This window comes from Pseudomonas aphyarum, from assembly GCF_028657055.1.
Lineage (GTDB): Bacteria > Pseudomonadota > Gammaproteobacteria > Pseudomonadales > Pseudomonadaceae > Aquipseudomonas > Aquipseudomonas aphyarum.
Genome location: NZ_JAMDGS010000002.1, coordinates 604,806 through 625,731 on the forward strand (window position 1 = coordinate 604,806; position 20,926 = coordinate 625,731).

13 protein-coding genes are annotated in these 20,926 nt (G+C 61.4%); 8 read left to right on the plus strand and 5 right to left on the minus strand.

Annotated features, from left to right (window positions below; translation table 11 throughout):
- Window positions 1–211 precede the first annotated feature (211 nt).
- A complete protein-coding gene (locus M5G18_RS04465; RefSeq protein WP_273899259.1) occupies window positions 212–616 on the plus strand; it encodes a DUF6124 family protein in 405 nt (134 codons plus the stop codon).
- A 45-nt stretch (window positions 617–661) separates the two neighbouring features.
- Here the strand turns inward: M5G18_RS04465 and M5G18_RS04470 are convergent, their stop codons facing one another.
- Together M5G18_RS04470 and M5G18_RS04475 are read right to left on the minus strand one after the other, a co-directional pair.
- Window positions 662–1,021: a PilZ domain-containing protein gene (locus M5G18_RS04470; protein WP_273899258.1), complete on the minus strand. Its 360-nt coding sequence runs from the start codon at window positions 1,019–1,021 to the stop codon at window positions 662–664.
- A gap of 220 nt (window positions 1,022–1,241) precedes the next feature.
- Window positions 1,242–1,625 (minus strand): tetratricopeptide repeat protein, encoded by a 384-nt coding sequence (locus M5G18_RS04475; RefSeq protein WP_273899257.1) that lies wholly within the window; start codon window positions 1,623–1,625, stop codon window positions 1,242–1,244.
- 174 nt (window positions 1,626–1,799) lie between these two features.
- Here M5G18_RS04475 and pyk point away from each other — a divergent pair, with 174 nt between their 5' ends.
- The gene (gene pyk, locus M5G18_RS04480; protein WP_273899256.1) at window positions 1,800–3,251 is read left to right on the plus strand and encodes a pyruvate kinase; all 1,452 of its coding nucleotides are present in this window, start codon (window positions 1,800–1,802) and stop codon (window positions 3,249–3,251) included.
- Window positions 3,252–3,576: 325 nt separating this feature from the next.
- On the opposite strand, the gene M5G18_RS04485 is transcribed toward pyk, so the two are convergent.
- From M5G18_RS04485 to M5G18_RS04495, 3 genes are read right to left on the minus strand one after another with little or no spacing between them, the layout of a single operon-like run.
- Window positions 3,577–4,326 (minus strand): enoyl-CoA hydratase-related protein, encoded by a 750-nt coding sequence (locus M5G18_RS04485; protein WP_273899255.1) that lies wholly within the window; start codon window positions 4,324–4,326, stop codon window positions 3,577–3,579.
- 29 nt (window positions 4,327–4,355) lie between these two features.
- Entirely contained in the window at window positions 4,356–5,291 is a 936-nt protein-coding gene (locus M5G18_RS04490) for an iron-sulfur-binding ferredoxin reductase (protein WP_273899254.1), read from the minus strand.
- Window positions 5,284–6,390 carry a GGDEF domain-containing protein gene (locus tag M5G18_RS04495; protein ID WP_273899252.1) on the minus strand — a complete coding sequence of 369 codons (1,107 nt, stop codon included), beginning with the start codon at window positions 6,388–6,390 and terminating at the stop codon, window positions 5,284–5,286. Before M5G18_RS04495 ends, M5G18_RS04490 begins: the two co-directional genes overlap by 8 nt.
- 521 nt (window positions 6,391–6,911) lie before the next feature.
- Here M5G18_RS04495 and M5G18_RS04500 point away from each other — a divergent pair.
- The 6 genes from M5G18_RS04500 (at window position 6,912) to M5G18_RS04525 (ending at window position 20,906) form a co-directional block, all read left to right on the plus strand.
- Entirely contained in the window at window positions 6,912–8,435 is a 1,524-nt protein-coding gene (locus M5G18_RS04500; protein ID WP_007960181.1) for a fumarate hydratase, read from the plus strand.
- A 163-nt stretch (window positions 8,436–8,598) separates the two neighbouring features.
- The gene (locus M5G18_RS04505) at window positions 8,599–13,062 is read left to right on the plus strand and encodes a SpvB/TcaC N-terminal domain-containing protein (RefSeq protein WP_273899251.1); all 4,464 of its coding nucleotides are present in this window, start codon (window positions 8,599–8,601) and stop codon (window positions 13,060–13,062) included.
- Window positions 13,059–15,824 (plus strand): RHS repeat-associated core domain-containing protein, encoded by a 2,766-nt coding sequence (locus M5G18_RS04510; RefSeq protein ID WP_273899250.1) that lies wholly within the window; start codon window positions 13,059–13,061, stop codon window positions 15,822–15,824. Before M5G18_RS04505 ends, M5G18_RS04510 begins: the two co-directional genes overlap by 4 nt.
- A 150-nt stretch (window positions 15,825–15,974) precedes the next feature.
- The gene (locus M5G18_RS04515) at window positions 15,975–17,735 is read left to right on the plus strand and encodes a sensor histidine kinase (protein ID WP_273899249.1); all 1,761 of its coding nucleotides are present in this window, start codon (window positions 15,975–15,977) and stop codon (window positions 17,733–17,735) included.
- The gene (locus M5G18_RS04520) at window positions 17,735–19,063 is read left to right on the plus strand and encodes a sigma-54-dependent transcriptional regulator (protein WP_273899247.1); all 1,329 of its coding nucleotides are present in this window, start codon (window positions 17,735–17,737) and stop codon (window positions 19,061–19,063) included. Before M5G18_RS04515 ends, M5G18_RS04520 begins: the two co-directional genes overlap by 1 nt.
- A 523-nt stretch (window positions 19,064–19,586) precedes the next feature.
- Window positions 19,587–20,906, plus strand: coding sequence for an MFS transporter (locus M5G18_RS04525; protein ID WP_273899246.1), 1,320 nt, complete (start codon window positions 19,587–19,589; stop codon window positions 20,904–20,906).
- Window positions 20,907–20,926 lie beyond the last annotated feature (20 nt).

Below are 20,926 nucleotides of genomic sequence, written 5' to 3' on the forward strand. Positions count from 1 at the left end.
GGCCGGGTTTAGTCGCTCGGGAGGTATCGCGAAGGTGCATAAGCGTCATCAAGTCGGGTATTCCCTATCCCCGCACTCGATGGTGGCTGTGTGCAGGGCGCCCCTGGGCGCACCGGTTTTCGCGATTCCTTTCCGGTCGACTAACCTGCCCACAGCCGCCACCCTTTGCTTAGTCGCAAATGGGTGGTGGCTCCAAAACAGGAATCGCGAAATGAAAAAACCGACGCCAAATCCACCACTGGACACCGATCCAACGGACCCGACCGATCAACCCGATCCGGTCTCCCCCTACGCCTCCGTCGATTCAAAGAAACTCCACGACGCCGCTCACCGGGCCCTGGATTTCTACCTCAATCCCCCAAAGGACAAACCGCGCAACTCTGTGGATCGCGGCATGCAGATGTTCAAGGTCGACCCGGACATCAACCCGGAAGCCATCGCCATCCAGACCTACGAGACCTTTTCTTCGGTCAGCATCCTGCTGCTCGACCTGGCTGACAGCCTGGACGACAAGCCGCGGCATCTGGCGATGGCGATCTATCAGTTGAGCGAGATGGGATTGTTGCTGGCAGAGAGGACGCTGGATAACGAGCGGGCGATTGCGATAAACGAGTAAGAAAAAAGGGCCACAACCTTCGTCAGGTTGTGGCCCTTCTTGTTTTCAGGCCGAAGCCGACAACAGCTGAAAGCTGAAGTACTGCTTCAATGCCTCGACCAGTTGCCCATACTCCGGCGGCGTCCGGTACAGGCTGAAGCCGGCATCGTAGTGCCGGGGGGTCGCGTCTTCGTGGCACCACAGGCAGCACGCCGTCAGGTCGATGACCTGCTGACAGCCCTCGCCCAAGGGGATTTTCAGGCGCAGGTTGAATTCGGCCCCGATCATCATCGGCAACTGGCTGATGAGCATCAGCCCGTCTTCGGACACGTTGCCCAGAAAGCCGATGGGTTTGTCGGTGACGCTGTTGAACACTCGCAGAAAATATGGCAGCTGATGCCGTTCGATTCGACGGTCGGTAAACATACGCAATTCGCCATGCAAGGCCCTGTCACAGAGCCGCACTCTCGCTTCGGAACGGGCCTGTGCGTCAGGCTCGCTCTCCCCGCTCCCGGTGTGGCGCTCGCCACGTACTGCTCATGCCAGTCGCAGGTGTTGCGCCGGTCTGGAGCCCAGGCTCTAAACCGGTGTCATTGGACTATAGCTCACCTTGTACAGCCGGCCAGCTTTTGTATGACAACCACCATCAAAAGCGAGTCGGGCGTACCACAGCGGCGCTGCGGGTCGGATAGTGACCCAGGCTCTGCAGGGTTTCCAGACGCGCACGGGCGCGGTAGGCGTATTCGCTGTTGGGGTACGAGGCGATGATGAACTGATAGGTCTGCGCCGCATCGACGAACATTTTCTGCCGTTCCAGGCACTGGCCGCGCATCATCGACACTTCCGGCCACACGTAAGGGCGGGCACGGCTGGCGCGTTCGACCTTGGACAGTTCGAGCATCACCTGCTCGCAATTGCCCCGGTCATAGGCGCTGTAGGCGTTATTCAAATGATGGTTCATCGACCAACGGGTGCAGCCCGTGACAGCGAGGACGCTGAGGGCAAGGGCGGCAATGGGCACGAATCGCATGGGGGGTTCTCCTGTCTTGTGCTCTGTATCGACCCTCGGTCGAAAATCTTCAGGCGCGTTTGTCCCAAAGTTGCCGTGTTCAATAAAGAAAGTATTAAGTAGTGCAAACGAACAATGACTACACCCCAAGAGCATAGTAGCCTTCGCTGGCGCTTGAACCTGAGGAGTCTTTGCATGTCCGTCCGTCGTACCAAAATCGTCGCTACCCTTGGCCCGGCCAGTAACTCGCCGGAAGTTCTCGAACAGCTGATTCTGGCTGGCCTGGACGTCGCCCGTCTGAACTTCTCCCACGGCACCCCCGACGAGCACAAGGCTCGCGCGAAGCTGGTGCGTGACCTCGCTGCCAAGCACGGCCGCTTCGTCGCTCTGCTCGGTGACCTGCAAGGCCCGAAAATCCGTATCGCCAAATTCGCCAACAAGAAGATCGAGCTGAAGATCGGTGACAAGTTCACCTTCTCCACCAGCCATCCGCTGACCGAAGGCAACCAGCAAGTGGTCGGCATCGACTACCCGGACCTGGTCAAGGACTGCGGCGTGGGCGACGAGCTGCTGCTCGACGACGGCCGCGTGGTCATGCGCGTTGAAACCGCCACCGCGACCGAGCTGAACTGCGTCGTGACCATCGGCGGCCCGCTGTCCGACCACAAAGGCATCAACCGTCGCGGCGGCGGCCTGACCGCTCCGGCCCTGACTGAAAAAGACAAGGCCGACATCAAGCTCGCCGCTGAAATGGAAGTCGACTACCTCGCCGTGTCCTTCCCACGTGACGCCGCCGACATGAACTACGCCCGTCAACTGCGCGACGAAGCCGGCGGCACCGCCTGGCTGGTGGCGAAGATCGAACGCGCCGAAGCCGTGGCCGACGACGAAACCCTCGACGGTCTGATCAAGGCGTCCGACGCGGTGATGGTTGCCCGTGGCGACCTGGGTGTGGAAATCGGCGACGCTGAACTGGTGGGCATCCAGAAGAAAATCATTCTGCACGCACGCCGCCACAACAAGGCGGTGATCGTGGCGACCCAGATGATGGAGTCGATGATCCAGAATCCGATGCCAACCCGCGCTGAAGTGTCCGACGTGGCCAACGCCGTGCTCGACTACACCGACGCCGTGATGCTGTCTGCCGAATCCGCTGCCGGCGCTTATCCGCTGGAAGCCGTGCAGGCGATGGCGCGCATCTGCGTCGGCGCTGAAAAGCACCCGACCAGCAAGACTTCCAGCCACCGCATCGGCAAGGAATTCGAGCGCTGCGACGAAAGCATCGCGCTGGCGACCATGTACACCGCCAACCACTTCCCGGGCGTCAAGGCGATCATCGCGCTGACCGAAAGCGGCTATACCCCGCTGATCATGTCGCGTATCCGTTCGTCGGTGCCGATCTACTGCTTCACCCCGCACCGCGAAGCCCAGGCCCGCGCGGCAATGTTCCGTGGCGTGTACACCGTACCGTTCGACCCGGCTTCGCTGGCACCGAACGAAGTCAGCCAGAAAGCCATCGACGAGCTGGTCAAGCGCGGCGTGGTCGAGAAAGGCGACTGGGTCATCCTGACCAAGGGCGACAGCTACCACACCACCGGCGGCACCAACGGCATGAAGATCCTGCACGTAGGTGATCCGCAGGTCTGAGTGACCGGTTGCTGAAAATGAAAAGCCCCGCCATGTGAATGGCGGGGCTTTTTGGTTTCTGGGTTGGATTTTGTGTTGGGCTTTAGATCGTACCCCCTCACCCCAGCCCTCTCCCCCAGGGGGGCGAGGGGGAAAGGGAGCCGATCGGGGGCCTTTCAAAATAGACGTTCGGCTCTATGCACATTCTGATTTCGGTGCTTGCAGATCCTGAGTTCAACGCTTAAAGATCCTGAGTTCAACGCGGTTTTCCAGGTCGATGTAAAACGCCCGAACAACGCGGTCGGCTCCCTCTCCCTCCGGGAGAGGGCTGGGGTGAGGGGGGCTTTTAGTGCTTGCGAATAAACCCGGTCAACGCCGCCAACGCCTCCGGCGACCTCAGCCGCTGAGTGAATAGCGCGCCCTCCTCCTCGATCACCTTGCGAATCAACTCGCGATCCGGCGCCCGCATCAACTGCTTGCTGATCCGCACCGCCTCGGCCGGCAGCTCGTCAAACCGCAACGCCATCTCCCGCGCCTTGGCCAGAGCCGCTTCGCCACTGCCCAGCGCCTCGGTCGCGATCCCCCATTGCGCCGCCTGCTCACCGGTAAAACCTTCACCGAGCAACAACAGTTCCGACGCTTTGGCCTGCCCCAACAAACGCGGCAGGATCAGGCTGGAACCGAATTCCGGGCACAAACCGAGATTGACGAACGGCATGCGCAACCGCGCATCCCGCGCCACGTACACCAGATCACAATGCAGCAACAGCGTCGTGCCAATCCCCACCGCCGCCCCGGCCACGGCGGCGATCACCGGTTTGCGGCATTCGAGCAGTTCAAGCATGAAGTGAAACACCGGGCTGTCGAGGTCGCTCGGCGGTTGCTGGATGAAGTCGGCGATGTCGTTGCCGGCGGTGAAGCACTCGGCGCTGCCGGTGATCAGCACAGCGTTGATTTCAGGGTCGCTGTCGGCCTGTTTCAGCGCCTCGGCCAACTGGCTGTACATGGCGCGGGTCAGGGCGTTTTTCTTGTCCGGGCGGTTGAGGCGCAGGGTCAGCAAACCGCGTTCGCGGTGCAGCAGGATGGCTTCGGGCATGGCAGGTCTCGCGTCTGAGAATTCAGCGCTCAACCACGGCTCAGGAAGGCATCGGCCAGCAGTTGATTGCGCGGCAGTCCGGCCAGGAACAGACGCTTGGCAAACGCGTCGACGCTGGCCGTCGAGCCGCAGACTAAGGCCAGGGTTTGTCGGGAAACAAGGCGCAGTTGCGCCAAAGCGCCCGGCAACTCGGCCGCCGTCCACCCTTCGACGCTGAGGTTTTCCCGCTGCGCGGCCAGTGCTTCAAGGGGTTTGGCCAGGTAATGCCCGTCGGCATCATGGGCCAGATGAATGACGCGAATGGCGCCCCGATGATCGTGACGCAAGGCTTCGCGCAACACACCGAACAACGGGCCGAGCCCGGTGCCGGCGGCCAGCAGCCACAACGGCCGGTCGTGCCAGTCCGGGTCGTAATGCAGCGCACCGCCGCGCAGTTCGCCGAGGCGGATCGGGTCGCCGATCTGCAAGCGGCGCGCAGCATCGCTGAATTCGCCGGGCTGGCGGCAATCGAGGTGGAATTCAAGAAAGCGGTCTTCTTCCGGCAGACTCGCCAGCGAATACGGCCGCGCAATGTGGCCGGCCCACAGCACCAGATGCTGGCCGGCGCTGTAGCGCAACGGCCGCTGGGGTGTCAGGCGCAGACGCAACACGCTGTCGCCGAGCCAGTCCAGCGCTTCGACCGTGGCCGGGCGACCATCGGTGACGGGATCGAAGGCGTGCACCTGCAAGTCTTCGATGACCTGACACTGGCAGGCCAGCCGCCAACCCTGATCACGCTGCTCGGCGCTCAAGGCATCGGGGCGACTGTCGGCGGGCAAACCCTGCACGCATTGCACCAGACACGCATGGCAACTACCGGCGCGGCAACTGTAAGGCACCGCCACACCGTTCTGATTGAGGGCATCGAGCAGGTTGCTGCCCGCCGCCACCGACCACTGTCGCTCACCGACCCGCAGTTCAGGCATCGACGTTCTCCCACGCGGCTGCACAACGGTTGCGCCCGTCGCGCTTGGCCCGGTACAGCGCCTGATCGGCACGCTGCAAGGCGTCGTCCAGATCATCGCCCAGCTCCAGCAGAGTCATGCCGGCGGACAGGCTCAGGTTTTTCACATTCAGGCCCACCAGTTCAACGTCGGTAAAGGCGATGCGCAGGCGTTCGCAACAGGCGGTCAGGCGCTCGGCGTTGCAATCGGGCAGCAGCACCACGAATTCTTCACCACCATAACGCGCCAGCACGTCGCCGTCGCGCAGACAGGCCCCGGCCACCCCGGCGAAGGCTTGCAGCACCTGATCGCCGGCGGCGTGGCCGTGAATATCGTTGATGCGTTTGAAGTGGTCGAGGTCGATCAGCGCCAGACCGTGCACCACGTCGGCCTCCATCGCATTCAGCTCGCGGGTGGCCAGGCGCAGGAAATGCCGGCGGTTGAACAGCCCGGTCAGTTCGTCGGTGGCCACCAGGTCTTCGAGCTGGCGCATCATCCCGCGCAGGGTGTCCTGATGCGCCTGCAAGGCGAACCGGCGCTGGCGCATGCGTTGGCGCGAGGTCTGGACGAAGCGGGCGTAAATCACCAGCCACACCAGCACGATCAGCAGGATACACACCTGCAACGCGGCCAGCGCCGGGTCGGGTAACTCGAAGTGATAGCCGTCCCACAAGGTGATGGCACAGAAACTGAAGAACACCAGCATCGCGCAGCGCACGAACGCCCGACGCGACAGGTGGAACAGACCGAACAGCAGGATCAGCACATAAAAGACCAGGAACTCGCCCCGGGCTTCGTCCAGATGGGCGATCAGCCACGTCTGCCAGCCGAGGCCCAGCAACACCTGGACTTCGGTCAGGCTCGGGTCGGAAAAGCGCAGGTTGCAGCCGGAAAAGAACACGGCGAACAGGGTCGCCTGGCTGATCACCACCAGCGCGCTGCCGACGGCGACACCGGCCAGCGAGTCATCGTAGTGTCCGGTGAAATACGCCAGCCACAGCAGCAGCAAGGCCAATCCATAGGTGGCTGCAGCGAGGGCGAAGCGTTTGAGCAAAAGACGTTGAATGGCGTTATGGGTCAATCGTTGACTCACCGTGCGATAAGAGGCTGACCGAGTGTCCTACTCTACAGACCGGCTGCCACTTTAGTGGCCCAGTCGATAAATGACCATTGATTTTCGGGCCGGGTATTTGGCGTCAAAGGCATGACCTTCGTGTACCGCCAAGAGCGCCCTCACCCTAACCCTCTCCCGGAGGGAGAGGGGACTGACCGTGATATTTTGTCGAATGTCGGCATCCTGAAATATCGCGTCAGACATCTATTTCAAGCTCTACACAAATCAGCTCCCTCTCCCTCCGGGAGAGGGTTGGGGTGAGGGCAGCGATATGAAAGTGAAAACCGATGCCAAATCTTCCCCCAACCATGCGACCAACGAATGACTACCGGCGCGTGTCACCACCGGGGAGGCGCGGTATACTGCCGCGCCTTTTTAGCGTCGCGCCAGCAGCCCCGGCGTGCCTTGAAAGGTGTCTGCGACCGACCGATGCATCCAAGCCGCAGGCACCTTATTGAATGTTCCCGTCTTTTAGAGGAGCGCGACTCATGACCGTGATCAAGCAAGACGACCTGATTCAGAGCGTTGCCGACGCCCTGCAGTTCATTTCCTACTACCACCCCGTGGACTTCATCCAGGCGATGCACGAAGCCTACCTGCGCGAAGAATCGCCAGCGGCCCGTGACTCGATGGCGCAGATCCTGATCAACTCGCGCATGTGCGCCACCGGCCACCGGCCGATCTGCCAGGACACCGGCATCGTGACCGTGTTCGTGCGTGTGGGCATGGACGTGCGTTGGGATGGCGCGACCATGAGCCTGGACGACATGATCAACGAAGGCGTGCGCCGCGCCTATAACCTGCCGGAAAACGTCCTGCGTGCTTCCATCCTGGCCGACCCGGCCGGTGCGCGTAAGAACACCAAGGACAACACCCCGGCGGTCATCCACTACTCCATCGTTCCGGGCAACACCGTGGAAGTGGACGTGGCGGCCAAGGGCGGTGGTTCCGAGAACAAGTCGAAAATGGCCATGCTCAACCCGTCCGACTCGATCGTCGACTGGGTGCTGAAGACCGTTCCGACCATGGGCGCCGGCTGGTGCCCACCGGGCATGCTGGGCATCGGCATCGGCGGTACTGCCGAGAAAGCCGCTGTGATGGCCAAGGAAGTGTTGATGGAATCCATCGACATTCACGAGCTGAAAGCCCGTGGCCCACAGAACCGCATCGAAGAAATGCGTCTGGAGCTGTTCGAGAAGGTCAACCAGCTGGGCATCGGCGCCCAGGGCCTCGGTGGCCTGACCACCGTGCTCGACGTGAAGATCATGGACTACCCGACCCACGCCGCCTCCTTGCCGGTGTGCATGATCCCGAACTGCGCCGCCACCCGTCACGCGCACTTCGTGCTCGACGGTTCCGGCCCGGCTTCGCTGGAAGCGCCACCGCTGGACGCCTACCCGGAAATCGTCTGGGAAGCCGGCCCGTCGGCCCGTCGCGTCAACCTCGACACCCTGACCCCGGAAGACGTGCAGAGCTGGAAGCCGGGCGAAACCGTCCTGCTCAACGGCAAGATGCTCACCGGTCGCGACGCTGCGCACAAGCGCATGGTCGAGATGCTGAACAAGGGCGAAACCCTGCCGGTTGATCTGAAAGGTCGCTTCATCTACTACGTCGGCCCGGTTGATCCGGTGGGTGACGAAGTGGTTGGCCCGGCGGGCCCGACCACCGCCACGCGGATGGACAAGTTCACCCGTCAGATCCTCGAGCAGACCGGCCTGTTGGGCATGATCGGCAAGTCCGAGCGCGGCCCGACCGCCATCGACGCGATCAAGGACAACAAGGCTGTGTACCTGATGGCCGTCGGCGGTGCCGCTTACCTGGTGGCGCAGGCGATCAAGAAGTCCAAGGTTCTGGCGTTCGCCGAGCTGGGCATGGAAGCGATCTACGAGTTCGAGGTCAAGGACATGCCGGTCACCGTCGCGGTGGACAGCAAAGGTGAGTCGGTGCACATCACCGGTCCTGCGATCTGGCAACAGAAGATCAGCGAAAGCCTGGCGGTAGAAGTGCAGTAAGCGCTTCATCCGTTAGCGAAAAGGCCGGGCGGTCAGCAATGACCGCCCGGCCTTTTTTTCGCCTGCCATAAAGCGATGAGCAAAACACCTGTCAGATCTGACAGGTGTCGGAACAAAGGCGCTCTGTTAGCGTGCAATCTCGGCATTCACCGGTTGCGTCACCATGGCTCTCGATGCAGATGCACTCGTTACCCCGCCCTCCATTGCCCAGACTGCGTCCATTGCCACGGGCGGACGCACCTGGGGGGAAATGGGTGCAACCGGCCAACGCGCCTACTCATTGCCGGTTCCGTTTCTGAATGCACGCACGCTCAATCCCGAGTTGCATCTGGTCTACGACGCCAATTCGGGCAACGGCAAATGCGGCCTAGGCTGGGATTTCAATCCGGGTGCCATCTCGTGCAAGACCAGCAAGGGTGTACCGAAATACACCCCCGCAGACGTCATGCAGGCTGACGGCATCGACCTGCGGCCAAAACTGACAACCCGCGGCAAGATCAAGGCCACCCGGCGCACACGGGGCAAAGGCCGGCGAGCCAGGACGTTTTCGGTGGTGCGTTACATACCTCGTCTGGAAAGTTCGTTCGACCGATATGAACTCTGGACACCGACTGACGGTACCAACCCCTTCTGGATCGTCTCCCGCGCCGACGGCTCGCAATACTGCTACGGCAGGACCCCGGACTCGTGCATTTTCGACCCGACAGCCCCGACGCACATTGCCGCGTGGTTGCTGGTTGAAATCAGGAATCCCGTGGGCGAAAACATCTTTTACGAATACAAGGCTGACGACAAAGTCGCCGACCCACGCTTTGACTATCAGACACAGCGCTATCTGCGCCAGGTCTGTTACTGCAACAGAAGCGCCAGTACCGATCTGTATTGTCTGGATCATGCGCAACCCGAAACACTCGACTGGCTGTTCCGCCTGATCGTCGACTACGGCGAACGCATTGCCGGATATGACGATGTTCCGCCGTACGCGGCCGCCAACGAAAATGCCTGGAGCGTCCGTGCCGACCCCTTTCGCATGCATCGCTTCGGTTTCGAGGTCGGCACCCGACGCCTTTGCAGACAATTTCTGCTGTACAACCACATCGAATCCACGCCGGTCCTGGTCAATCGTCTGTTGCTGGAACACCAGACCACACCGCTGCAATACAACCACCTGAACGCCGCGCACTACATGAGCTACGACGCGCAGGGCCGGGTCAAGCACACCCCTCCGCTCGAGTACTTCTATCAGGCGTTCGTACTCGACACCCACCCAAAATCCTTCCTTGCGCTTGATCACATGCCCGGCCTGAACGACGGCCAGCCCTACCACTGCGTGGACCTCTATGGTGAAGGCCTGCCCGGTTTTCTCTGCCAGTACGACAACGCCTGGTATTACCGTGAGCCTCTGCGCCGCACACCCGGCACGGATGAAATCGTCTACGGATCCTGGACCTTGCTGCCACTGGCGCCGAACGCCGACAGCAGCAAACCGGTGGTGCAGATCCTCACCGACCTGACCGGCGACGGGCGCCTGGACTGGATCGTCGCGCAGCCCGGTGGCAGCGGGTATTACACGTTCAATCCCGATGGCACCTGGTCATTGTTCAAACCGTTCAGCCAGTTTCCCGTGGAGTTCTTCCATCAGTTGGCGCGACTGGGCGATCTGAGCGGCGATGGTCTGGATTCCATGGCCCTGATCGGCCCGAACAGCGTGCGGGTGTACGCCAACCTGCGGGAAAAGGGTTTCGCGCCCGGCCAGGATGTGCCCCATGCCCCGGACCGGTTGCCGCTGTTCAGCGACGCCCGCAGCGAACTGGTGTCGTTCAATGGCATGGGCGCCAGCGGCATGGAGTTGTGCCGGATCCGCCACGATGAAATCCGTTGCTGGGTCAGCCTCGGCCATGGCCGGTTTGCAGACGGGTTCAAGCTGAGCAACTTGCCGTTCGGCTATGGCGAGTTCGATGCCGACCGGGTGCGCATCGCCGACCTGGACGGCTCCGGCGCCCCGGCCTTCATTTATCTGTCCTCTGATTGCTTCGAAATCTGGTTCAACCAGGGTGGCAACAGCCTCGCCGCTGCGCCAGTACGCGTTGCATGGCCGCGAGGCGTGCGCTACGACAACCTTTGCCAGGTGACCTTCGCCGACCTGCAAGGCATTGGCTGCGCCAGTTTGCTGCTGACCGTGCCGCACATGACACCGCAGCATTATGTTTACCACTTCGTCAGCGAACGGCCGTATCTGCTCACCGGCTGCAACAACAACATGGGCTACAGCGCCACGCTGGGTCATCGCAGCAGTGCGCAGTTCTGGCTGGATGAAAAGCGTCAGACACTGGTCGCATGCCAGAAACCGGTGTGCCATCTGCCGTTTGCGCAGATGGTTCTCGCCTGGTTGCGCCAGGACGATGAGATCACCGGCAATCAGTTGCAGCAGTCATTCGAGTATTTCGAGGGTTTCTACGACGGAATCGAACGCGAGTTTCGCGGCTTCGGCCGGGTCTGCCAGATTGACAGTGAACTGGAACCGGGCAAGGCCGAAGACGGCCATACCGCGCCGATGCGCACGACCCACTGGTTTCATACCGGCCAAGAGATCGATCGGGTCCTGAAGGGAACCTGCGAACTCGACGATGAGATCACGCCACTGGGGCCCACCCTCGTTTCTGCGTTCGATGGCAAACGCCGTAAAGAACGGATTCGCCAGCGAAGCAAAACCGCCGACAATCCCGAAATCGCCTACGCCCTGGCCGGCCGCCCGCTTCGCACCGAGGTCTGTCAGGCGGACGACCCCGCCCCCGCTCGCCTGTTCTCCCTGAGCGAATTTCGCTATCGGGTGCGGGTGGTCGACGAAACACCGTCCAGCCTGCTGGTGCTCGAACTGGAAACCCGCACCCATCAATACGAACGCTTCATGGATGACCCGAACTGCCAACACGGGATCAACCTGGCATGGGACGAGTTCGGCCATTTGACGCACAGTTTCAATGTGGCCTGTGCAAGGCGCCGCACCGAGTCTGACGAACCGCCCTTCGAACCGGAGGAGCAACGACAAGCTTGGATCGACAGCCACGATGAGCAACAGCAGTACTTTTATCTGACGCAAACCCGTGCCGAACCTGTTCATCTGACCACTGACGGCCATTGGCTGCTGGGCTTGCCCTGGCGCCAGCGCGGCAATGCGCTGAAGCTGCCCGTGGGCGCACTGCCGGGCGGATTGCGTGCAGCGGATATAAGTTTCGAAAACTTCGAGCAATACCAGGACAGCACCGAGTGGACGGCCGCGCGGGAATTGACCTCGCTATCGCAACAAACGTATCTGGAGGCCGCCGGCAAGATCCTGTACCCGCCGCGACAAGGCCCCATCGAGCAGGCCGTGTTCGACAAAAAGGCCCTGGCGGCCTACGACGATGTGCCGATTGTCATTCGGGACGAGCTGACCAGAATCGGCTACGCCCCGATGACGCTGTTCCTCCCGGAAGACCCCGCACAGGATCTGCTGCAAAACCTGTGGTCGGCACAGAGCGGCTTTTTCACCTACGCCGATGCCAGTGGTTTTTATCACGTCACCGATATACAGCAGACGGCCAGCCATGGCGTGACGCATCTCGACTGGGACGCGAACCATCTGCTGGCCGTCGCCTTCACGGCGCCGGACGGCTGCATCACTTCGGTGGCGTACGACATGCACACACTGTTGCCGCAGCGTGTCACGGACCCCAACGAGAACATTCAGGAAGTACGTTACGAAGCCGGTGGCCAACCTCTTGCCCACAGTTTTCATGGCACCGAAGAGGGAGTGCCCGCCGGTTTCGCCCCCCTGTCCGCTTATCCGCCACAGTCTGACCTGAGTGTCGAATACGCCCTCGCCAATCCGAAAGCCGTACTGGCATCCGCCGCCAGTGTGGTGCGTACCGAGCTGTTCAGCTGGATGCCGATGCTTGCGCCAGAAACAGCACGACTCAAAAGAAAGCAATGGATCGCCAGCGGCCTGATCCTGCCCGACGGCCACGTGCGCGCCTCGGCGCTGCGCTGGCTGAATCAACGAGAACAACGTACGACCAGTGAACAGACCCTGCTCAAGCTCATTCATACCGCTCTCAGGCAACCCGTGCACAGCCTCGTCATGGTTGCGGATCGTTACCCCGACGATCCCCTGCAACAGACTCAGAGGACCCTCCGTTACGTCGACGGTTTCGGTCGCGAGCTGCAAAGCAAACAACTTGTACCGCCGGGCGATGCCTTCGTGGCCACCCCCGAGGACAACCTCGCGACCGGCGCCGATGGCAAACCGGTCGAGCTGCCGGCGACCCAACGATGGCGAGTCCAGAGTCGTGTCGAATACAACCACAAGGGCGAGACCATCCGGGTCTATCGCCCGTACTTCCTCAATACCCACCGCTGCATCAACGACAGCGCGATGCGTGAGCACGGTTACCACGACCAGATCTTCTACGACGCCCCGGGGCGGCCGATCCGGACCGTCAATGCCCTCGGCCATCTGGCGTTCGACATCCTGCACCCTTGGTTCAAGCTCAGCTATGACTTCAACGACACCGATGACACGCCCGCTCCCCCACCTGCAAGACTGCTCAAACCGCCCGCCAGACCGGCAAAAAAGGTCAAGCCATGAATGCCAGCGTACATGGGTGCACGCCGTCGGTAGCCGTCAGCGGCCCGCGCGGTGAAGCCATTCGACAGATCGAGTATCTGCGCTCGGTCGTCGGTGAGCAGGCGCAAGCGCTCATCCACCGCCAGCGCTATGACGTTGCCGGTCACCCGGTTGCGCAGCGGGATCCGCGTCTGGCCACACCCAATACAACCACCGTGCATCGGCTCGACGGCATGGTGGTCAGGACGCGCAACGTCGACGGTGGCCAGAACACTGTCCTGCCAGGGCTCGGCGGCGAGCTTTTGCAGAGCTGGGACACAAACGGCAATCACCGGGAAATGACCTACGATCCGCAACTGCGCCCGCAGGAGGTCACGGAAAATGGTGTTACCGGCTTCGAAACCTTCAGCTACGACAACGCTTCGGCCGACCCGACATTCAACCGACGCGGGCAGATGAAGGTGCTGAGTGATCCATCGGGCACGCTCCAGAGCAACAGTTTCGGCATGAAGGGGCAGACACTGGAAGAAACTCGCAGCTTCAAGGACGGCAAGATCTGCACCAGCCGCCAGCGTTTCAGCGCCGTCGGTGCGCTGCTCGAAACCACTGACGCCGGCGGGCATGTACAACAATCGGCCTACGACGTCGCCGGACAGCTTGTCCAGGTGCAGTTGCAGCTCAGCGGGCAAACCTTTCAGGACATTTTGAACGGGGCGGATTACAACGCCGCCACCCAGATCACCGAACAACGGCTCGGCAACGGTGTGGTCAGCCGCTGGCACTACCGAGAGGCCGACGGACGCCTGCTTCGACAGTACGCGCAGAAGGCTTCCGAGCCGGCGATTCAGGATTTCGAATATGACTATGACCGGGTGGGCAACATCACCCGCATTATCGATCATACCTACACACCGACGTTTTTCCGGAACCAGCGGGTCGACGGTGAACGCACGTTTGCCTATGACTCGATATACCGGCTGATCCGCGCCACCGGCCACAGCGACGCCCCGCCCGCGGACAATTCCGGGCGACCGCAACCCACTGATCCCAACGACCGGCGCAACTATGTAGAGACTTTCGAATACGACGACGGCAACAACCTGAAAAAGCTGACCCACATTCGCGACGGCAACACCTACACCCGCGAGATGTTCATCGATCCGGCCAGCAATCGCGGTGTGCGCTGGGGAGAGGGAGACCCGGCGCCTGACTTCAATACCCTATTCGATCGCGCCGGCAATCTTCTGGCCCTGCAACCCGGCCAGCCAATGGACTGGAACAGCCGCAATCAGCTGCAATCACTGATCCTCGCTGAGCATGAAAGCGGTCCGCCCGATCAGGAGCTGTATCACTACAGCCAAGGCGCGAGGGTCTACAAGCGCCACGAAACCCACACCAGCAAAGTCAGCCACGTGGATGAAGTGCATTACGTGAGAAGTCTGGAAATCCGCACCAAAAGCAGCGGTGAAGAGTTGCACCGGATCACTGTCGTCACCGGTGTCGGTGAGGTGACGTGTCTGCATTGGAGAGCCGGTAAACCGCCGGCTATCGATGACAATCAACTGCGTTACTCGCTGACGGACCATTTGGGTTCGAACGTAAAAAAACTGGATCAGCAAACGCGTCTGATCAGCGACGAAAGCTATTACGCCTTCGGCGGCACAGCGTCGATGGCCGCGCGCTCGCAGATCGAAGCGGACTACAAGTTCACCCGCTACTCGGGCAAGGAAATGGATGTCACCGGGCTTTATTACTACGGCAACCGATATTACGCACCGTGGCTGTGTCGCTGGGTGAGTGCCGATCCGGCCGGCGATGCGGACGGGCTGAACCGGTATGCGTTTGTCGGGAACAATCCGCTGAGCTACGTGGACCCGTCGGGAGGCACCAGAGCAGAAGCCGCCATCATGCTGTACGCAGGTTTTGTTTCCCAGGTGGCCGGGAATGCCGAGTACACACTCGACAGGCTGCACAACATCATCCAGCAAAAAGGCCTCAAGCGAAGTCTGTTCGCCAATCTGACGGTCGAGGGTTTGAAAGGCGGGATCGGCTATGAAGCCGGACTGATTGGCGGAGGACAAATCGACATGGCCATGCCTGGCTTCCCTGCCACTACGCCTTACACCACGCCAGGGGGACTGATCGGAGGCAACATCGGCGGAGATGTGTCGGGTGCGATGGCTGATGTGCCGTTGAAGAGCATGCCGTTCCATCTCGGCCCGCTGATTCCACAAACATCACAACTGTCCGTCGCAGCAATAGACAGCAACCTCGGCATTACGGATGCCGTCAAGGAAATCGGCAGCTGGAGTGACTTCAAAAATGAAGTCATGCATCCGGCACTTGATTCAGTCTTCAACCCCGATTTTTTGATGAACCGGGTGATGGCGTCATGGATATCAATCATCCCCGCTACGCTTAGTATGTTTGCCCGGGCAATAGAAGGTGAAGACATCAAGAATCGCCTTGATCCGGTCAAGATCCAGAAAATCGAAGACATGCTCAACGGCTGGCAGGCCGCTCTCGAGGAGCGTTCGGCATGGGTCGAAAACGCTTTCGATGCATTTGGCAAGGATGTGCTCTACCCGGCGGATCTGCTTCCCAACGTCAACATGACGACCACGAAAGAAACGTTGGCCCCCATCAGCAGAGCAGGCTTGCGGCAGCAAACTCGAGCCGTCATGGCGGATATTGCGCATGCCCAAAGAGGATTGGCCGCTTACAGGGAGATGGGCACCACGGACAATCAATTCTTGAGACGCCAGGCCCATCCTCGCAAATGACCGTTCTGCAACGAGTTGCTGATTCAGCCGCGGCGGTGACAGCCACCAATAACGCCGGCAGTGACGTTGAAGGCGACGCTTCGTCAATACGCCGTACCGGGCGGGCGCATGCTATCTTGCCAGCCCGTCCTGCCACCCACTCGCCCCAGCATGCTGCCGACTTCCCGTACCCTGCGTCTGTCGTTGTACACCCTGCTGATCATCGCCGGCGCCGCCCTGGCTGCAACGCTTGCGATTCGCCACGCCGAGCGCCAGGCGCTGGAAGAAGACGCCGCGCGGGCCAATCAACAGCTGGCGCTGTACGCCAACTCGCTGCATACCCTGATCGACCGCTACCGCGCCCTGCCCGCCGTGCTGGCGCTGGACCCGCAATTGCGTGCGGCGCTGGCAGGTCCGGTGGATGACGAACAGCAGGCTGCGCTGAATCTGAAGCTGGAAAAGATCAACGGCGCGGCGCAGTCCTCGACGCTGGAACTGCTCGACCACACCGGCCTTGCGGTGGCGGCCAGCAACTGGCGTCTGCCCAGCAGCTACGTCGGCCACAACTACGGCTTTCGCCCCTATTTCAGTCAGACCCGCACCCAAGGCACCGGGCGTTTCTACGCGGTCGGCGTGACCAGCGGGATTCCCGGTTACTTCCTGTCCAGCGCGGTGCTCGGCGACAACGGCGAGTTTCTCGGGGCGATGGTGGTCAAGCTCGAATTCCCCGAACTCGAACGCGAATGGAGCCAGGGTAGCGACACCCTGCTGGTCAGCGATGCGCGCGGGATCATCTTCATTGCCAACCAGCCCGGCTGGCGCTATCGCCTGCTGCACCCGCTGAGCCCGGCCGATTACCGCGAGATCAAGGCCACCCGCCAATACGACAAACAGTCGCTGGTGCCGCTGACGCACTTGGCGCTGCGCAGTTTTGACGACAACAGTGATTTGCGCCGCGTCGAAGGCCCGCAAGGCACGGCGGATTACCTGTGGGAATCGCTGCCGCTGACCGCCGAAGGCTGGACCCTGCATCTGCTGCGGCATCCGCAGGTGTCCTTCGAGGATCAGCGTAATGCCGGGCTCGCCGCCGCCGGAGTATGGCTGGCGCTGGTGTTCCTGTTGCTGTTCCTCAACCAGCGCTGGCGCCTGGCGAAAATGCGCCAGCGCAGCCGCGAAGAGCTTGAGCAACTGGTCGAGGAACGCACCCGCGATTTGCGTACCGCCCAGGATGGTCTGGTGCAGTCGGCAAAACTGGCGGCACTGGGGCAGATGTCCGCCGCGCTGGCCCACGAAATCAATCAGCCGCTGACCGCCCAGCGCATGCAACTGGCGACCCTGCGCCTGCTGCTCGATCATGGCCGGGTCGATGACGCCTACAAGGCGCTCAAACCGGTGGATGAAATGCTCACGCGCATGGCCGCCCTCACCGGCCACCTGAAGACCTTCGCCCGCAAGAGCCCCAGCGGTTTGCGTGAACGGCTGGATCTGGCGACGGTGGTCGATCAGGCCCTGCAATTGCTCGATGCGCGTCTACGCGATGAGCAGGTCAGTCTGGTGCTGCACCTGACCCGCCCGGCGTGGGTGCGCGGCGATGCGATCCGCCTCGAACAAGTGCTGATCAACCTGCTGCGCAATGCCCTCGATGCGATGCAGGGCAAACCGTGCAAACGTCTGGAAATCCGTCTGGAAGCCGACGAGCAACTGTGGCGCCTGAGCGTCATCGACAACGGTGGCGGCATCGCCGAAGAACATCTGGGTCAGGTGTTCGATCCGTTCTTCACCACCAAACCTGTGGGTGACGGACTGGGTCTGGGGCTGGCGGTATCGTTCGCCATCGTTCATGAATCCGGCGGGCGCCTGTGCGCCGAAAATGGTGACAACGGCGCGGTGTTCAGCCTGACTTTGCCGATCGATCTGGAGGCGCACATCTGATGCTCAACTCGGTGATGGTGGTCGATGACGAAAGCAGCATTCGCAATGCCGTCGAGCAATGGCTGAGCCTGTCCGGGTTCGAGGTGCAGCTGTTCAGCCGCGCCGAGGAATGCCTGGCGGCGCTGCCCGCGCATTTTGCCGGGGTGATTGTCAGCGACGTGCGCATGCCCGGCCTCAGCGGTCTTGAACTGCTGGCCGAAGTGCAGCGCCGGGATGCCGATCTGCCGGTGATTCTGCTGACCGGCCACGGCGATGTGCCGATGGCGGTCGAAGCCATGCGCGACGGCGCCTACGACTTTCTGGAAAAACCCTTCAGCCCCGAGACCCTGCTCAGCAGCCTGCGCCGGGCGCTGGACAAGCGTCGGCTGGTGCTGGAAAACCGCGCCCTGCACGAACAGGCCGACAACCGCGCCAGACTGGATGCGACGCTGCTCGGAGTGTCGCGCGGCTTGCAGACGTTGCGCCGACAGGTGCTGGACCTCGCAACATTGCCGGTCAACGTGCTGATCCGAGGCGAGACCGGCAGCGGCAAGGAACTGGTCGCCCGCTGCCTGCACGACTTCGGCCCGCGCGCCGACAAGCCGTTCGTGGCGCTGAACTGCGCGGCGATCCCCGAGCAGTTGTTCGAAGCCGAGTTGTTCGGGCATGAGAGCGGCGCGTTCACCGGGGCTTCGGGCAAGCGCATCGGCAAGCTGGAATACGCCGATGGCGGCACGCTGTTTCTCGATGAAATCGAAAGCATGCCGCTGGCCCAGCAGGTGAAACTGCTGCGGGTGTTGCAAGAGCAGAAGCTGGAGCGGCTGGGGTCGAACCAGAGCATTCGGGTGGACTTGCGGATCGTCGCGGCGACCAAACCCGACTTGCTGGATGAAGCCCGGGCCGGGCGTTTTCGCGAAGACCTGGCGTATCGCCTGAACGTCGCCGAATTACGATTGCCGCCGTTGCGTGATCGTCGCGAAGACATTCCGTTGTTGTTCGAATCCTTCGCCCAGAGCGCCGCCCAGCGTTTGGGCCGGACTTTCCCGCCGCTCAGTGGTGCGCAGTTGAGCCATCTGCTGAGCCATGACTGGCCGGGTAATGTGCGGGAGTTGGCGAACGTGGCCGAGCGTCAGGTGTTGGGGCTGGATGAACCGGTGCAGGGGATTGATCCGGGGCAGTCGCTGGCGGCGCAGCAGGAAGCGTTTGAGGCGCAGTGTTTGCGGGCTGCTTTGACACGGCACAAGGGGGATGTGAAAGCCGTGCTTGAGGAACTGCAACTGCCAAGGCGCACGTTTAATGAAAAGATGCAGCGGCATGGGTTGAGTCGGGAGATGTTTTTGGCTGAGTGAGTTCGGCTGGAGATTTTTGGTGTGGCTGAAATCCATCCCCCTCACCCCAGCCCTCTCCCCCAGGGGGGCGAGGGGGAAAGGGAGCCGATCTCCTTGTTTTTCTAAATCTGCGTTCGACTCAATATCTCAGGTCGATGTACCCCGAAAGTACAACTCGGTCAGTCCCCTCTCCCTCCGGGCGGTCCGACGTTTCGGGAGGGCTAGGGTGAGGGGGAAAGGGAGCCGATTTGCGCTGGTTTTCAAACCTGAGTTCGACTCGATATCTCAGGTCGGTGCACCTCGAACAATCTACTCCGTCAGTCCCCTCTCCCTCCGGGAGAGGGCTAGGGTGAGGGGGCTTTTGATTCAAACCCCATAAGCGGAAATCCGCTCATTCATTCCGGATCATCGGCAAAATCCCGCTCAACCCATCTTCCCAGCCCCTCTAAACCGGCCCTCCCCCCGTTGGCACAGCTCCTGCTATAGCCCTCGCAGGCTGCGTTTCAACGCGCTCCACAAAAACAATTAAACGAAGGATCCTTCAATGGATAACTCCAACGCCCTGCCTCTTGGGTCGGCTGCCGTGCCGGCCAAAGAACGAACCACCGCCAGTCGCATCAAGTCGATCTTCAGCGGTTCCGTCGGCAACATGGTCGAGTGGTACGACTGGTACGTCTATGCCGCCTTCTCGCTGTACTTCGCCAAAGCCTTCTTCCCCAAAGGCGACACCACCGCCCAACTGCTCAACACCGCCGCGATCTTCGCCGTGGGCTTCCTGATGCGCCCGATCGGTGGCTGGCTGATGGGCCTGTACGCCGACAAGGTCGGACGCAAAAAAGCCCTGATGGCCTCGGTTTACCTGATGTGCTTCGGCTCGCTGATCATCGCCCTGAGCCCGGGTTATGAAACCATCGGTGTCGGCGCGCCGATCCTGCTGGTGTTCGCCCGTCTGCTGCAAGGCCTGTCGGTCGGTGGCGAATACGGCACCTCGGCGACTTACCTGTCGGAGATGGCGACCAAGGAGCGTCGCGGCTTCTTCTCCAGCTTCCAGTACGTGACCCTTATTTCCGGCCAGCTCATCGCGCTGGGCGTGCTGATCGTGCTGCAACAGTTCCTGACCACCGAAGAGCTGTACGCGTGGGGCTGGCGTATTCCGTTCGCCATCGGCGCGCTGTGCGCGGTGGTAGCGTTGTACCTGCGTCGCGGCATGGAAGAAACCGAGTCGTTCACCAAGAAGGAAAAGTCCAAGGAAAGCGCCATGCGCACCTTGATGCGCCATCCGAAGGAACTGCTGACCGTGGTCGGCCTGACCATGGGCGGTACGCTGGCGTTCTACACCTACACCACCTACATGCAGAAATACCTGGTGAACACCGTCGGCATGAGCATCTCCGACTCCACCACCATTTCCGCCGCCACGCTGTTCCTGTTCATGTGCCTGCAACCGATCATCGGCGGCCTGTCCGATAAAATCGGTCGTCGTCCGATCCTGATCGCCTTCGGCGTGCTCGGGACGATTTTCACCGTGCCGATCCTGATGACCCTGCACACCATCCAGACCTGGTGGGGCGCGTTCTTCCTGATCATGGCGGCGCTGATCATCGTCAGCGGCTACACCTCGATCAACGCCGTGGTGAAGGCCGAGCTGTTCCCGACCGAAATCCGCGCCCTGGGCGTCGGCCTTCCGTACGCACTGACCGTGTCGATCTTCGGCGGCACCGCCGAATACATCGCGCTGTGGTTCAAGAGCATCGGCATGGAAACCGGTTACTACTGGTATGTGACCGCGTGCATCGCGGTGTCCCTGCTGGTGTACATCACCATGAAAGACACGCAGAAACACTCGCGCATCGTCACTGACTGATCGCAAAAAAACGCGCGAAG